General features: G+C 38.7%; 13 protein-coding genes. 3 read left to right on the top strand and 10 right to left on the bottom strand.

Annotated elements, in window-relative coordinates; all coding sequences use genetic code 11:
• Positions 1-115 precede the first annotated feature (115 nt).
• Genes LJY09_RS10935 through LJY09_RS10925 form a run of 3 tightly spaced genes read right to left on the bottom strand, consistent with a single transcriptional unit; the run spans position 116 to position 4022 of the window.
• Positions 116-1327: a Ger(x)C family spore germination protein gene (locus tag LJY09_RS10935; protein WP_228307739.1), complete on the bottom strand. Its 1212-nt coding sequence runs from the start codon at positions 1325-1327 to the stop codon at positions 116-118.
• Entirely contained in the window at positions 1311-2438 is a 1128-nt protein-coding gene (locus LJY09_RS10930) for a spore germination protein (RefSeq protein ID WP_028413461.1), read from the bottom strand. The genes LJY09_RS10935 and LJY09_RS10930 overlap by 17 nt, the downstream gene beginning before the upstream one ends.
• Before the next feature lie 6 nt (positions 2439-2444).
• Positions 2445-4022 (bottom strand): spore germination protein, encoded by a 1578-nt coding sequence (locus LJY09_RS10925; RefSeq protein ID WP_228307738.1) that lies wholly within the window; start codon positions 4020-4022, stop codon positions 2445-2447.
• 505 nt (positions 4023-4527) lie between these two features.
• On the opposite strand from LJY09_RS10925, the gene LJY09_RS10920 reads away from it, so the two are divergent.
• Positions 4528-6147, top strand: a complete 1620-nt coding sequence (locus LJY09_RS10920) for an ABC-F family ATP-binding cassette domain-containing protein (RefSeq protein WP_013083037.1) — start codon at positions 4528-4530, stop codon at positions 6145-6147.
• Positions 6148-6183: 36 nt separating this feature from the next.
• Here the strand turns inward: LJY09_RS10920 and LJY09_RS10915 are convergent, their stop codons facing one another.
• From LJY09_RS10915 to LJY09_RS10895, 5 genes are all read right to left on the bottom strand, one after another.
• On the bottom strand, positions 6184-7068 hold the full coding sequence (locus tag LJY09_RS10915) for a DMT family transporter (protein ID WP_098999813.1): 885 nt from the start codon (positions 7066-7068) through the stop codon (positions 6184-6186).
• Positions 7069-7132: 64 nt separating this feature from the next.
• Positions 7133-7849: a helix-turn-helix transcriptional regulator gene (locus tag LJY09_RS10910; RefSeq protein ID WP_028413465.1), complete on the bottom strand. Its 717-nt coding sequence runs from the start codon at positions 7847-7849 to the stop codon at positions 7133-7135.
• Positions 7850-7876: 27 nt separating this feature from the next.
• Positions 7877-8506 (bottom strand): alpha/beta hydrolase, encoded by a 630-nt coding sequence (locus LJY09_RS10905; protein WP_098999812.1) that lies wholly within the window; start codon positions 8504-8506, stop codon positions 7877-7879.
• A gap of 60 nt (positions 8507-8566) precedes the next feature.
• Positions 8567-9577 carry an LLM class flavin-dependent oxidoreductase gene (locus tag LJY09_RS10900; RefSeq protein ID WP_098999811.1) on the bottom strand — a complete coding sequence of 337 codons (1011 nt, stop codon included), beginning with the start codon at positions 9575-9577 and terminating at the stop codon, positions 8567-8569.
• A gap of 130 nt (positions 9578-9707) precedes the next feature.
• Positions 9708-10925: an MFS transporter gene (locus LJY09_RS10895; protein WP_028413468.1), complete on the bottom strand. Its 1218-nt coding sequence runs from the start codon at positions 10923-10925 to the stop codon at positions 9708-9710.
• A 140-nt stretch (positions 10926-11065) separates the two neighbouring features.
• Between LJY09_RS10895 and LJY09_RS10890 the strand changes: the two genes are divergently transcribed.
• Entirely contained in the window at positions 11066-11347 is a 282-nt protein-coding gene (locus LJY09_RS10890; protein WP_028413469.1) for an acylphosphatase, read from the top strand.
• A gap of 83 nt (positions 11348-11430) precedes the next feature.
• Positions 11431-12207: a 3-hydroxybutyrate dehydrogenase gene (locus LJY09_RS10885; protein WP_013056911.1), complete on the top strand. Its 777-nt coding sequence runs from the start codon at positions 11431-11433 to the stop codon at positions 12205-12207.
• A gap of 37 nt (positions 12208-12244) precedes the next feature.
• Here LJY09_RS10885 and LJY09_RS10880 read toward each other — a convergent pair whose 3' ends face one another.
• The gene (locus LJY09_RS10880; protein ID WP_028413470.1) at positions 12245-14656 is read right to left on the bottom strand and encodes a S8 family serine peptidase; all 2412 of its coding nucleotides are present in this window, start codon (positions 14654-14656) and stop codon (positions 12245-12247) included.
• A gap of 740 nt (positions 14657-15396) precedes the next feature.
• Entirely contained in the window at positions 15397-15834 is a 438-nt protein-coding gene (locus tag LJY09_RS10870) for a S1 domain-containing RNA-binding protein (protein WP_013056909.1), read from the bottom strand.
• Positions 15835-15974: the final 140 nt, after the last annotated feature.

The raw sequence follows: 15974 nt of genomic DNA, 5'->3' as shown, positions 1-15974 counted from the left end.
TTGAAGGCTCTGTACGAAGCATACGATGAGTATTTCGTGGGAAGTTCCGAGATTATTATTTTTTTAGGTTTTTTTCATTTTTGACATAACGATAAGCAAAGTTACAGTCAGGTGCTTACTTTTTTGATCCGGATGCTCCATAATCTTTAATCGTTAACTTCACATCATAGTTAATTGGCACTTCACTAAATGTTTGATCCCAATTTCCTTTGACCCTCATCCATGTTTTAGGCTGCTTAATTCTCAATTGATTTCCGAAACCTGCAACATCAACTTTATATTTTGTTTGCATTTTTTCTAGTACGTTTCTTACCAGGTACTTTACTTTTTTTTCTGAAGTTTTTTGCGCATTCTGTAAAAATTGATTATTAAAAGAGCTCCCTGAGGTCATCCAACTTTCAGATAGCCTTCCCACTGATTCAATGTGTACATCAAAAGAGATATTATCTCCTTTAACATGGGGTTGAATGTGACTTTTCATAGACTCTATTTCATATACAATCAGCTGACCGGTCTTTTTATCAAAGCTTTTTACTAGCCCGCCTTTCCCTTCCCCTGTAATCCAAGCCAAACCATCTAGTTCTTCTTCATTCAAAAAACCAATCATTTTGCTTGTTTCCCCTTTAATTATACCAGCACCCGCAAATTTGATTTCTCCATTTGCTGATAATACATTTTGCAACAGAAAACTAGATCCAGTTTGAATCTTGCTTGCTAATTTAATAAGCGGCATGGGCGGTAAAACCCGCGTTGTTCGATACGTATTGTCTATCATTCCATACAGGTGAAAAGCTGGGATCTCTCCTGCTGTTTTTGATTCTAACGTGTCGCTAGCTCTTCCTTTACTAATAAACACAAGGCAACTAGGTCTAAAATCATTGTCCCGAAGAGTTTGGTCCACTAATTGCTCTAAACTATACGCTCGTGCAAGGGCCTCACTGATAACCATTACTTTCATATGAGGACTAGTTAAAGGAGTGTCACTTCTTAAAGATAATTCACGAAGCATTTGAAAAGGAGAATCTCCTGTTTCCGAAATATTTACGTAAGATTTCTGCTGCGGTCCTCCTTGTTTAGTGGTTGAACTTGCGACTTGAGGAGTGATAAGTTGATAAGTTGACGTAATCAGGTTCTTTTTAGTATACCCTTCTCCTTGTTCATCAAATTCTTTTTCAGCTATGGACTCCTTACCTTTATCATAGGCCACACCCACTCCAAAACTTTGCTCTTCAATTTCATGACTGCTCCAGCAGCCTGCCAGAGGAAAGAGCAAAAAAACAGAAAACAAAACCAATAGGTACTGGAAATGGTTAAAGGTTTGTTTCATATTTTACTCCCTTTACTTTTGAAATAATGAGAAGAAGCAGCGGCAAAAAGCCAAATAAAACTAAGGCGATATTGCCAATCATATCTCCCAATTTAAATACATCATTAATATTTTTAGGAATCATGGAAATAAGATATATGACCGGAAGCAAACCATACATAAATGGATGAATGTTTTTTTGGAAAAGCTGAGACAGTCCTAATGAAGCGGCGTAATGGTTAATAGTAAAAGAAGCAAACATCTGCATGATCCATACAACTAGCAGCAAGGAATCAAATCGTTCAAAAATCAAGCCTGTCAGCTCAAAACTCCTTATTAAATCAAGCGTTGGCCATGTTCTTATTACTACTCCATCAATCGATAACGCTCCAATCACCATTACAACAGTAATCACATAAATAAATATAGGAATAGTAATTCCAACTAGCACAGCTTTTCCTGCTTTGTGCGGTTCTTTCATAAAAGCTAAAATGATTAACATGATTTCAGGACCGGTGAATGCAAGAGCAGTTGTTTTTACCCCTTTTAGTCCAGGAAGGACTCCTGATCCAAGTACGGGGCGCAGATTATCTATTTCAAATATTTTCATACTCATAAAAGCTACCAGTAAAAAAAGAATAACGGTAATAGGGAATATAATTTCAAACAGTCGAGCGATCGGATTAATGCCCCCTCTAATTAAATAGAGGCTTATCCACATAAATGGCATAATAATAGCCCACGTCGGCGTTCCTTCCAGCAAGAGATATCCGGTTACTTCTGCCAATGAACGGGCGTGAAAACCACCAAGCAGTAAAAAATAACCTATCATAAGTAAGCTAATTAACTTACTCAACCATTTCCCTGTAATTTCTTTACTGTATTGATAAAACGTCTTTCCAGGGAATTTCCGGCTTAACTTCACCATGATTATCGCTGCTATCATGGTGACTATTCCTCCTAGAATAACAGTTAACCACACATCTGGTGTTTTCACTTGTTCCGCAGCTGTTCGAGGCAACGTCAGAATACCAGTTCCAAGTATAAAATTGATGACAATAATAGCTGTTTGTGGCGTCGTAATACGATCTTTTGAATTTATCATTACCTCTGATTCACTTCCTTTTATCATAAGCTGCTATCCTTTTCGTAGAGAATCTTTGGTGTGCATCATCTTTGGACGTCTTTTCATCATCATAAGAGGCATACGGACCATCAAGTCTTTCCATTCACTTAAACGATAGGGTACCGCTGGACTCATGTAAGATACGCCAAAACTTTTTAGTTTCACCAAATGACTGGTCATAAAAAGGAAAAATAAAACGACGCCGTATAATCCAAGTATGGCAGCACATAGCATAGCTATGAAGCGAAGAATACGCAATGAAATCCCGACGCTATATTGCGGAATAGCAAACGATGAAATGGCAGTTAACGCCACAATAATCACTAAAATAGGGCTAACAATCCCTGCCTGCACAGCAGCTTCTCCAATAATTAATCCACCGACAATTCCCATTGCTGGACCAATTGGTTTTGGTAATCTGAGTCCAGCTTCTCTCAAGATTTCGATAGCTATTTCCATGAATAAGGCTTCTATAAGGGCTGGAAACGGCACTCCAGACTTTGTTCCTATAATGGAAATAGCCAATTTAGTCGGAATCATCCCTGGGTGGAACGAAATAAAAGCAATATACAAAGCCGGTGTAAAAAGGGAAAGAACTACTGCAATATAACGAAGAAAACGAATAAATGTACCGGGAATCCACCTTTCATAATAATCTTCCGGCGACTGTAGCATCATGCTAAACGTAACGGGGGCAATCAAAGCAAAAGGCGTCCCGTCTAATAAGATGGCTACTCTCCCTTCCATCAAAGCAGCAATTACACGATCAGGACGCTCCGTATTCTGCACCTGAGGAAATAGGCTAAGGTAATTATCTTCAATGAGTTGTTCCACATATCCTGACTCCGGTACATTATCAAGATCAATTTTTTTAATTCGTTTTTCTACTTCTTCAACTAGTTCTGGATCAACAATTCCCTTTATGTAAGCAACAACTAAGTCTTTTTTGGAACGCTTTCCTACTTGAAATTTCACCAGCGACAAATTTTCAATGTCTCCGCTTCCTCTTAATAAAGAAGTATTATCACTTAAAGATTCAGTGAAGCCTACTCTCGGCCCTCTCACTAATGCTTCTGATACGGGCTCTTCAATCGTCCTTGTTTTCACTTTGCTTGTACCAAGAATTAAGGCAGGTGATATTCCGTCAATTAAAAGAGCCGTAGATCCTGTTAAGACTTTTGATGTTACTTCTTTAATGAAATGAACCTCTTCTACATCACTGATTGATAATACTTGGCTTTTAATAAACTGTTTTGAAAGGCTTTCCTTTACGTAAAGCTGATCTTGTTGGTATTCTTTTGAAAAATCAGCCATCAATGATGACAAAATATGTTTTTCAATAAGATCTTTATCTGATAGCCCCTCTACAAAAATAATAGCTGCCTGAATGCCTGTACGTCCTATAATAAACTCCCGAAAATGAACGTCGGAGTTATGACCAATTTCATTTTTAACTGCTTTTAGAGTTAAAGCTAAATGATCCGTAACATGATTAGATGAATTTTGAGATGTAAATTCCTGTTTGTTTTCCTTTTCATTCGCATGGTTTCCTATTTTTTTTATTGTTGATCTCCATTTTTTCACTTTCATCACTCTTCCTCTGAATTACGAATCCCGCTTAATAATTTGTAGATTATATACGGGATGAAAAAAACCAGAACTGCTTGTATAAAAACTGGCCCTTCTGGAAGATAGGAAACAACTAATTTCCACATAATCATCACCCTATTTATGTCCATATCAAAGCAATTTTAGAAATAAGCATCCGTAAAATATCAGTGTTTACTTCATAGAAATTCTTTTATTTACCAGGTAGTATTATTCTTCTTTTTGTTTCTTATACAAAGGAATACAACATCCATCTTAAAAATGAAAAAGAGCTGCTTACTGAAGGCTTAGATATACTAGTTTGCTGCTCAAAGTTTTGGTGAATGCTAGAATAATCAAGCGTTACCGCTCAAAAAATCCCTTAAATGGTTGACGAGTGCTTAAAGTGTCGGTTACACTTTATGTTTGAAATATTGTATTCATATCGCTCTTATCTCAAAAGAATGGTATAATTTTATAGATATTGAATTTGGAGGACTGCTCATACATGATTACAGTTAGTAATGTAAGTTTACGATTTGGCGACCGAAAGTTATTTGAAGATGTGAATATTAAATTCACGCCTGGTAACTGCTATGGATTAATCGGCGCAAACGGTGCTGGAAAATCAACGTTTTTAAAAATTTTATCTGGTGAAATTGAATCTCAGACTGGTGATGTACATATGGGCCCTGGCGAACGCCTTGCTGTCTTAAAACAGAACCACTTCGAATATGAAGATCAAGAAGTTATGAAAACCGTTATTATGGGGCACGCTCGCCTTTATGAAGTAATGCAAGAAAAAGATGCTATTTATATGAAAGCAGACTTCACAGATGAAGACGGAATGAAAGCAGCTGAGCTTGAAGGTGAATTTGCTGAATTAAACGGTTGGGAAGCAGAATCAGAAGCGGCTATTCTTTTAAAAGGATTAGGTATTTCTGAAGATCTTCACGCAAAAAAAATGGCTGAACTAACGGGTAGTGAAAAAGTAAAAGTGCTTCTTGCACAAGCTTTATTCGGAAAACCTGATGTATTACTTCTAGATGAGCCTACGAATAACTTGGATATCCAAGCAATTCAATGGTTAGAAGAATTCTTAATTAACTTTGAAAACACAGTCATTGTTGTATCACATGACCGTCACTTCTTAAACAAAGTATGTACGCACATTGCTGACCTTGACTTCAGTAAAATCCAAGTCTACGTTGGTAACTATGATTTCTGGTATGAATCAAGTCAATTAGCACAAAAAATGGCGTCAGATGCAAACAAGAAAAAAGAAGAAAAAATTAAAGAGCTTCAAGCCTTTATCGCTCGCTTTAGCGCAAATGCATCGAAATCAAAACAAGCAACGTCTCGTAAAAAATTGCTTGATAAAATTTCATTAGATGACATCCGTCCTTCTTCTCGTCGTTACCCATACGTGAACTTCACGCCGGAACGTGAGATTGGAAATGACGTACTTCGCGTTGAAGGTTTAACAAAAACAATTGACGGCGTAAAAGTACTTGATAACGTAAGCTTTATTATGAATAAAGATGACAAGATTGCTCTTGTAGGCCGAAACGAACTTGCAAATTCAACATTAATGAAGATTTTAATGGGTGAAATGGAAGCAGACAGCGGTACGTACAAATGGGGTGTCACAACGTCTCAAGCCTTTTTCCCAAAAGACAACTCCGAGTACTTTGAAAACGGAGATTTAAACTTAGTAGACTGGCTGCGTCAGTATTCACCTAATGATCAAAGCGAAAGCTTCTTACGCGGTTTCTTAGGTAGAATGCTATTCTCTGGTGAAGAAGTGTTGAAAAAAGCCAACGTTCTTTCCGGAGGAGAAAAAGTTCGCTGTATGCTTTCTAAAATGATGCTAAGCGGTTCAAACGTTCTTTTACTAGACGACCCTACGAATCACCTTGACTTAGAATCAATCACAGCACTAAATAATGGACTTATCAGCTACAAAGGTTCAATGATTTTCACATCTCATGACCATCAGTTCGTTGAAACGATTGCAAATCGTGTAATTGAAATTACGCCAAATGGAGTAATTGACAAGCAAATGACGTACGATGAGTATTTAGAAGACAGCAACCTGCAAAAACAAGTAGCTAGTATGTACGCTTAATAAGAAATCCCCTTTCTATAGAGAAAGGGGATTTTTTTATATACGCACCTCTTGATTTAGCGATGACTTCGGAGAATACGTTAAAAACGCTAAGCTAGCAAATACTAGTGCTGCTCCGCATATGTTCACCAAAGTTAGAGATTCTCCTAAGAAAAAGACGCCAAGTAAAAAAGCGGTAACGGGCTCTGCTAACGATAACGTTACGGCGGTAGACGCTTGCACTGACTTAAGCGCTGTAGAAAATAATACATAAGCAATCGCCGTCGTAAGTATTCCTAAATGAAGAGCAATCCCCATTCCATTTAAAGAGACCAGCCAGCTCATATCGTACATAAACCAGCATGGTATCAGTAAAACGGCGGCGGCTGTGAACACAAGCGAAGCTCCTACTTGCGGATCAACATGCTGAACAATTTTTTTATTGACAGTCGTATAGCAAGCAAAAGACGCCCCTGCTCCTATCGCCATACCCAAACCTATCACGTCGATTTGAGTATCTTTTCTTAACAACAAGCAGCAGCACCCTATAATACCAGTAACCGTAGCAAGCAACCATTTTTTTGTAGGTTTCTTGCGGTACACTATGTAATCTAATACTCCTGATAAAACAGGCGCACTGCCAATTGCCACCATTGTTCCTACTGCAACACCCGTTGTGATAACGGCTGAAAAAAACAGCGGCTGATAAGCGGCCATGCTTGCTGCAGCAACCGCAAGAGGCAAAATAGGAAGACGTCTTACGTCCACTTTCTTTCGTTGTATAAGACAAGCTCCAAGAAGCGACAGTCCCCCTACCGCTAAACGTACGGCTCCAATCGCCACGGAATGCGCTTCAGCAGATGCTAAAGCTTGGGCAGTCCCTGTTGTTCCCCATAGTACAGCTGCACATAAAATAAGTATTTTTGATAATGAAGTATTCATCGTTTCATCTCCTTTCTTTTATCATAGCTAAAAGAAAGAAAAAAGTTTTTCCGCTTTTATGATCTTATTTGTCTGTTTTTAAGATACTTCGATATCGCGTCGGTGAGACTCCCTCTTGTTTTGCAAACCATTTCGTAAATGAAGACAAGCTGTGATAGCCCACTTCATGCGCAATATACGTTACCGAGTAGCTGCTCTCTTTTAGCAGTTCTTTTGCTTTATTTAAACGTATATGCGCTACATAGCTTTGAGGCGAATAACCCGTTTTTTGTTTAAACCAAGTGGAAAAATAGGCAGGATGATAATTTTCCAGCTTAGCAAGACTTTCTATATTTAACTCTTGATTGAAGTTAGCATGAAGGTAATCAATGGATTTAAACGTTTGTTTCTTTGGCAAATAATGCTGAACGTAACGGACTAAATCTTCAAGCGCCCCCCTGTCAGTGCTTTTTTGAAGCCCCTCAAGTAACAGGTAGCGAAGTGCTTTCCACGTTGAATCCCATTGAATAAAAGCTGCTTCTTGAGAAAGATGCGCACTTTCTGTAAATTTCAAAGGAATATCAACAACCAAACATTCATTTGTATTTTTAGCTTGATACGTATGCAGTTGACGAGGCGGAATGTAAAAGCATCCTTCTTGCAGCGTTAAGTGCTGCTCGCTTGCTTGAATATCAAGAGCACCTGCTAGCGGAAACAAAAGCTGACTGTAGTTATGATCATGAGTATGAGGTGAATAGCTGTAGGCTCTTTTTTCGCAAATAATTTCACGTAGCGTATCCATTTTGTTCTCCTTTCCTTATTTCCTGTCTCATAGAAGCTGTTCTATGCCGTCCAAAACGGTTCCCAGCGCCCTTAACGATTCTGCTGGAGCATATAAAACATCCAATGAATGATCGGCATTTTCGATGACCGCAATATTCATTGGATTTGTTTTTAATCGATAAACTTCTTCAGTATAATAGTGATCACCACTTCCTATTACAAGAAGACCTTTGTGAGAGCTTTTTAGTAAACTTTCAAACAGTTCTGTTCTTGTTAAAAGCGGCGTCAGTAAAAGCATCACTGCGTCTTTGTAAACTTCATCTTTCATAACTCGCTGAATTAGAGGAATGGTCCCAAGCGATTTCCCTGCAAATATGATATCTTTATAGCTATTTTGAGGCAAAACGTCCTGCAGCACTAAACAAATGTCTTTCATCATAACGTCTGCAATCTCATCTGTAGACTTTGTCATCAGCTCTTTTGAATATGTATAGTGAATCTGAACCACGTCAATTCCGTGTTTTATCATCAGCATCGTTACATAATACAACAGGGGCTTTTCGTACGTATAGCCTAGCCCTGAAAACATAAAGCAAATGCGAGGCCCTCCTGTTTTAATATATGTATAGGTAATCTTATTAGTTTGGCTGCTTACACTTTTTTGCTCTACTTGCATGTCACTCCTCCTTTTTAAATATTCTAACATTTAATTACGTAAAAAAACCCCATCTTTTTCTTAGAAAAATGAGGGTTGAGGAAATAGCTCTGCAAGCAGTTGATAAGACTTCTTTTTTGCTTCATAATCATGGATATTTGTAATAATTAAAAATTCGTCGTTATCGTATTTTTGCTGCAGCTGCGTTAATCCTTGTTTTACTTCAGCTGGATTTCCTACGATCATACGAGGACGATTGGTGCTTATTTTTTTAAGCTCTTCTTCTGAATAAGAACGATTGCGCACTTCTTCTATCGATGAAACCGTTGTGTCTCCGCCTTTGGCTACTTTCAACAGCCAATCATCTAGCGTTTTGGCGTGCTCCTCGGCTTCTTCTGTTGTTTCTGCACATACAACAAATACACATACGTTGGTTTTAGGCTTTGATTGATACGAAGAAGGGATAAATTCTTGTTTATAATGACGAATGGCTTCTTGTCCACCAACTGAATAAATAAAGTGTCCAAACGTAAAAGAAATGCCCAGCTCAGCAGCTGATCTTGCTCCTCTTTTATTGATACCAAGATGCCACAGTTCCGGCTTTGTTTCACTTAACGGATAAGCTGTCACACCGTAATACGGATGATCAGACGGCAAATTATGCTCAAGATGCCCTTTTAACGCCTGAATTTGACGCGGAAATTCATTGAGGCTTTTACGTACTCCATCTGTAAGCGCTATCCGCGTCAGCGCATCTCCTCCCGGTGAGCGTCCAAGACCTAAATCGATTCGGTTCGGAAACAGATTTTCAAGCAGCTGAGCATCTTCTGCTACTTTATACGGACTGTATTGAGGAAGAAGGACTCCTCCAGATCCAATTCGGATTCGGCTCGTTTGAGAAGCTAAGTGCGTCATTAAAAGAGTTGGAGATGAGCCTGCAAGACCGTTCGTATTATGATGTTCCGCTACCCAAAAGCGGTGGTAGCCCAACTTTTCCGTTAATTTTGCCAGTTCCACCGTACGTTTTAACGCTTCCTTTGGTGTTGATCCGCTTGAAACTGGAGACTGATCCAATACGCTTAGCTTAATCATAGCTGATTCTTCCTTTCGATTTTCAATTTCTATTGTATCTATTGTAGGAGAAAAATATGAATTCGTCTTGAAATTTGCTTCACGCTCATAAAAAAAGCAAATGCTAAGGCGCGTTTGCTTTTTCTTTTTCTTATTTTGCTTCGTGTATTTCTTTCACACGCTTATCGCTCGGCAACAGCCATGTTAACAGCCCTAGGATTGGTAAATAGCTGCAAAACAGCATAATAAACTGAAGGCTGAAGACATCGGCTAATTTACCGAATACAACAGCTCCTAAAGCTCCCATCCCAAAAGCAAGCCCTACAATTAAGCCGGAAACCAAGCCAATTTTCCCCGGCATCAGCTCTTGAGCATAGACGACCGTGACGCTGAAACTTGACTGGAGAATAAAGCCGATTAGTATTAAAAGAGGCGCTGCGACTCCGAGAGAAACGTGAGGGAGTAATAAAGTAAACGGTACTGACCCTAACATAGAAAACAATAAAATATTTCGTTTTCCGAAACGATCGGCAAGCGGACCTCCAAAGAATGTTCCAAACACCCCTGCAATCATAAATAAAAAAACGTAAAGCTGAGCGCTTTTGATAGGCAAATTAAATTTTTCAATAATATAAAACTGAAAGAAATTAAGGATGCCTGCTCCGTACCATGAACGTGCAAAAACGAGAAAAATTAAAAGTCCAATCGCAAAAATAATTTGCTTGTTCATCGTAAATGAAGCATCTGACTGCTTTTTCTTCAAGCGTTGACGAGTAGCTAACTCTGATTTATACCATTTAGACACGCTGTATAAAACCACTACGCCAATACCTGCAATTAACGTAAACCAAATTGTTCCAAACTGACCAAGTCCGATAAAGATAAATGCCGTAAACAGCGGAGCCATCGACTGTCCAGTATTCCCGCCAACTTGATAAATAGACTGTGCCAGCCCCCGCTTTCCTCCTGCTGCCATATACGCTACGCGAGAACCTTCCGGGTGAAAAATAGCGGATCCGAATCCTACAAATAAAACAGATATAATCACAAAATAAAAATTTGGCGCTAAAGCGAGTCCAACCATACCAATCATGCTTAAACACATTGCAATTGGCAATAAAAACGGCGAGGGACGCTTATCGGCAAATACGCCGAATACCGGCTGCATAATCGATGACGTCATGTTTAAAGCAAAGGCAATCCAGCCGATTTGCGTGTAGTTTAAATTCATCGATTTTTCAAGGACTGGAAAAAGTGCCGGTATAACAGACTGCATACAATCATTTAGAAAATGTCCTAAACTAATAGCAAATAAAATACGGTAAATCGTCGCCGGCTGCGCTTGCTGCGTTCGTGCTGCTGCTTGCATTCATAACCCTTCTTTCTTATTTAATCTACATTAAAACTGTTAAAGTCTTACAATGTCTTTTTCTATTATACAGTGAAAAGTAAAATTATAGTTGTTTTCTTTTTTATAAAAAAGGGAAAATTGCCTGTGAGGTGAGAACAGTGAAAAAACATGTGCATATGATTGTAGACGGACGCGTTCAAGGGGTTGGGTTCCGTCACTACACGCAGCTAAAAGCAATGGAATGCTCCATTAACGGATGGGTACGAAATCGAGAAGATCAAAAAGTAGAAATTGATGCTGAAGGTGAAGAAAGTAATATCCAAAAATTTATTGAAGAAATTAAAAAAGGTCCCTCGCCGTTCGCTTCTGTCAGCAATGTGGAAGTAAAGGTAGTAAACACCCCTTCCCACACCCATTCTTTTCGCGTAAAGTACAGTTAAAATACTCGCTAAATTAAGATAATTTTTGATAAAATGGAAAAGTAAGCGATTTTATATCATCTACATATAAGGGGGAAAAAACGATGGTTGAAAACAAAATTGTGTTAATTACAGGTGCAGCTCAAGGTATTGGTTATCAAATTGGTGAGCGCTTTGCTGAAGACGGAGCGACTGTTGTCTTAACTGACTTGAATGAAGACGGAGTTAAGAAAGCAGCAGACAAATTGAAGACAAAAGGCTACGAAGCATTAGGCATTAAAGCAGATGTGACAAATGAAAGTGACATTGAACAAATGATTGCTCAAACGGTTGAAACATATGGCCGCCTTGATGTATTAATTAACAATGCTGGCATGCAATTTGTTTCCCCGCTCGAAGAATTTCCTACTGAAAAATTTGAACTTTTAACGAAAATTATGCTTGTTGCACCTTTTGTTGCGACTAAGCATGCGTTTCCTATTATGAAAAAGCAAAAATTCGGCCGCATTTTGAACATGTCTTCCATTAACGGATTGATTGGTTTCTCAGGAAAAGCGGCATACAACAGTGCTAAGCACGGCGTGATTGGCTTAACGAAAGTGGCTGCTCTTGAAGGTGCGGAGCACGGCATTACGGTAAATGCGATTTGCCCTGGTTATGTTGATACACCGCTTGTTCAAAATCAATTAAAAGATTTAGCACGTACGCGAAATGTAGCGCTTGAAAAAGTACTAGAAGAAGTTATTTATCCTCTTGTTCCTCAAAAACGCTTGCTGGCAGTTGATGAAATTGCAGACTACGCAATGTTTTTAGCAAGTGATTTAGCAAAAGGCGTCACCGGCCAAGCTGCTGTGATCGATGGAGGATATACGGCTCAATAAAAAAAGAGTGTCAGTTAGACTGGCACTCTTTTTTTATTTATTGAATTTCAAATTCTCCTAAAGAACCGGTCGTCTGACCTGCTTTTACTGCTTCTGCGTATAAATAATACGTTCCCGCTGGAAGAGCTTCACCATTAATTTTTCCGTCCCACGTTGCGCTAGAGAATCCTTTTCCTACATTCGTATACGAACTTAACAATTCCCCTTTTTCTAGCGTTGCATCGTAAATGTAATAGCTAAGCTTCTCTGCTCCTCCTGGTAAATAACTGCCGTATTCAAATGAGCCATTTCCTAGTACATCTACATACGCAGAAGTAACGCGAGGATAATCCGGCTCTTTTACAAATAAGATCGTTGGAACATCGTACGTTTCTTTATTGTTACTTACCGTAATGGTCCCTTCGTAATAGCCAGGAGATAATTTCCCCGCATCTACTTTTACATTGAGATTTACTTTTTGCGTTTTTCCTGCATTAACAACTAAATCGTTTGTTGATTTAACGTCAATTGCTTGATGGCTTTTCTTAAATTTCACTTTGACCGAGTATTTTTGACTGTGATTTGATAGATTTTTAATCTTAAAGCTTTGTTTTTCTACTTGTTTCCCTTTATCTTTATAAAAGACGCCGTACGAGTGACTTCCTGGGGTGATAAGCGTTTTTGCTTTAATTGCATCTACTACGCGCATGCTTCCTGCACCTTGCGTATTATGAGGGTAAATGAGCCCGTTGCGGTCACGAAGCAGTTCCGTTGTGTTCATTAAAGATGCTTTTACGTCTTCTACTTTATAATTGGGATGCGCCTGTAAAATTAACGCTGCTGCTCCTGCTACGTGCGGTGCGGCCATACTTGTGCCTTGTTTTGATCCATATCCATGAGGATTGCTCGGATCATCTGTTGGCACTGTACTGATAATATCGACTCCCGGTGCCGAAATGTCCGGCTTAATCATCCACGTATCCACAACGGGTCCGCGAGACGAAAAGTCAGCCATTGTTTCATCGACTGTCTGATCAAATGTTGCGTTAAAAGAGCCGGTGACGGATCCTTTTGCTAAAGAAGCTATCAAAGCTTGTCCATCGGCTTTCGATAGGCGAATACTCGGCAGAGATGTACCTGGAATATCAGGAATTGTTCCTTCTACGTTATTGTAAATGACTGTTGCAACAGCGCCGGCTTTTTTCGCATTGTCAACTTTATCTACAAATGCAATGTCACCGCGGGAAATAACCGCTACTTTTCCTTTTACATCCTTTCCTTCAAAGTCTTCTGGTTTTCCAAGTCCGACAGGGACAAATTCATAATTTTTACCGCTTGCATCCAGTAACGCCTTGTCGTTTGGAAAGCCCATTACTTCAGCTGAAGCATAGCTTGCGTTATCTACGGTTAATGTCGTTTTATACAAATTGTAAGGAAGCTGAGTCGCACCAACTGAAATAGCTTCACGAGACGTTCCCGGAGAGCCTACTGTCCAGTTAGCTGGTCCACTGTTTCCATTTGATGTAACGGCTACTACTCCTTCTTCCATTGCCCAATCTAATGCAATACTCGTTGCCAAGTCCGGATTATTAATCGTATCTCCAAGCGACAGGTTCATTACATCCGCCCCGTCTTCTACCGCACGTTCAATACCGGCAATTACGTCTTCTGTTGAACCTGTTCCTCCTGGGCCTAGTACACGATACGCAAGTAAATGAGCATCAGGAGCTATCCCTTTAATTTTCCCGTCCGCTGCAATTGTTCCCGCTACGTGCGTACCGTGCGTTGTCGCTTCGCCTTTTGGATCTCCAGCCGGCGTTTCTTGAGGGTCTTTGTCATCATCAACAAAATCCCATCCTTTATATTTCTCAAACGCCGACTTTAAATCCGGGTGGTCGTAATCAACGCCTGTATCGATAACAGCTACGGTCATATTTTTACCTGTATATCCTGATTTCCACGCTTGATCTGCTCCCACGTAGTAAATGCTTTTATCCATTTCAGAACCGTATTCTTCGGCGCTCACTTCTTTCGATTTCACTTCTGTTGTATGATATTCAACGCTTGGATAAATAGCTTTTACTCCAGGTAAACTTGCTACTTTTTCAAGGTCATTAGCCGGAAGTTCCGCTGAAAACCCAGAAAACACTTGGTCGTATTCTCGCTTTACTTTTGAAGTTTTAGAAGCTTTTGAAAGTTCTTTTTTCACTTCGTCACGCGCTTTTTTAATCTTTCCTTTACTTTGCGCTACTCCTTTTTTCTTGGCTTCCGCTACAGACTCTTCATTTAACTCCACAATAACTTTTACTTTTTTAGCCGATTTTAAGTTATAGTCTCCTTGAATTTTAACTAGTGACGGTTCCAGCGCCGGCTTTGAATTTCCATTAGCCGATGCTCCCATTGCAAAAGAAGATAAAGCAACCGAAAATGCTACTGTACTCAATACAGCCCGAATTGATACTTTTTTCATCGTTTTTCCCTCTCCATTTCTCTCTATAATTCGTACGACTATGTATGTCTTCATCCCCAAAACATACGCATCTTTTACTTAGCTAATGAGCTAAAAACTAGAATAGTATGGAAGTTCTATATATTACTATAAAATCCTTGAGTCTATGGAATCATTTTATATATTTCTCCAAATTGAGCACTACTGCTCAAAAAAGGAAGAATTTTGTCTGTTCTTTGCTTTTTCACCACTTTTTTATTCCTCAAATTATGAAAGAATTAGATGAATATACAAGAATACTGACGAATTTCTGTTAATTTAGCTATTTCGATGAGGGACTCATTCCTACTTTCTCTTCGTTTACTTATAAGGTTTTTTTATTATTTTAAGAAAATTGTTCTTATAAGCGTTTTTTATTTTATTAATTATTATTTAGAACATAGTTTAATTAAATATTAAATATCACATTTAACTAAATGAAATTTTTAAAAATTACGAATAATAAAAGTAGTTCGTGCAGATACTAACGTCAACGCTCGCAAAAAGGGAGGTATGATTATGATAGATTTAAATTTCATCCTACTCATCCTTGATCTTCTTTCATCTCTTGTCACGATTGGCATCTACTTTACAACTAAGTAAGTGCTTAACCTTCTCTTTACTCTTCTAGCGTATGTACTTAAGCTATCACAAAAAAGAAGCAAGCCAATTTTTACTGGCTTGCTTCAACTATATAATAAAGTAGTTAGAGTGGAAGGGATTTATCCGCGTCTTCCGCCTCTGCCACCTCGTTTTGATTCAGTGCTGCGTTTTAGTGTAGATAAATTATCTTCACTATCTTTTAAGAAACGCGCCATTTTTTGTTCGAAGTTTTCCTTTGGTTGGAAGTTGCTTTTAGAACGATTATCATTATTTCTTGCCTGACGTGGCGGGCGTTGTGAATAAGAAGATGAGGGTCTTTCCGGTTTATCTATCGCTTTTTTAATCGATAATCCAATTTTTCCGTCTTTCTCATTAACGACTTTCACTTCAATTTCTTGACCAACTTTAAGATGGTCATTAATGTCTTTTACATAGCTGTCAGCTACCTCACTAATATGTACAAGCCCAGTTTGACCTCCAGGTAATTCTACAAATGCTCCAAAATTAGTAATACCTGTTACTTTACCTTGTACCTTGCTACCTACTTCAACTGCCATAAAAAATGTTCCTCCTCAATAATATTAAAAGCACTTCATTATACCAAAGTGCGTAAGAATAACAAAGTGTGTATGAGAAAACAATTCATTAAATTACACTTTTTCCGCCTCTTTTTTGTTTTTTGAAAGAAATCAGTCAA

The sequence above is a fragment of the Priestia sp. J2 genome, assembly GCF_020790095.1.
GTDB lineage: Bacteria > Bacillota > Bacilli > Bacillales > Bacillaceae_H > Priestia > Priestia zanthoxyli.
Note: the sequence above shows the minus strand (reverse complement) of the source record. Positions and strands in the feature narration are given on the sequence as shown.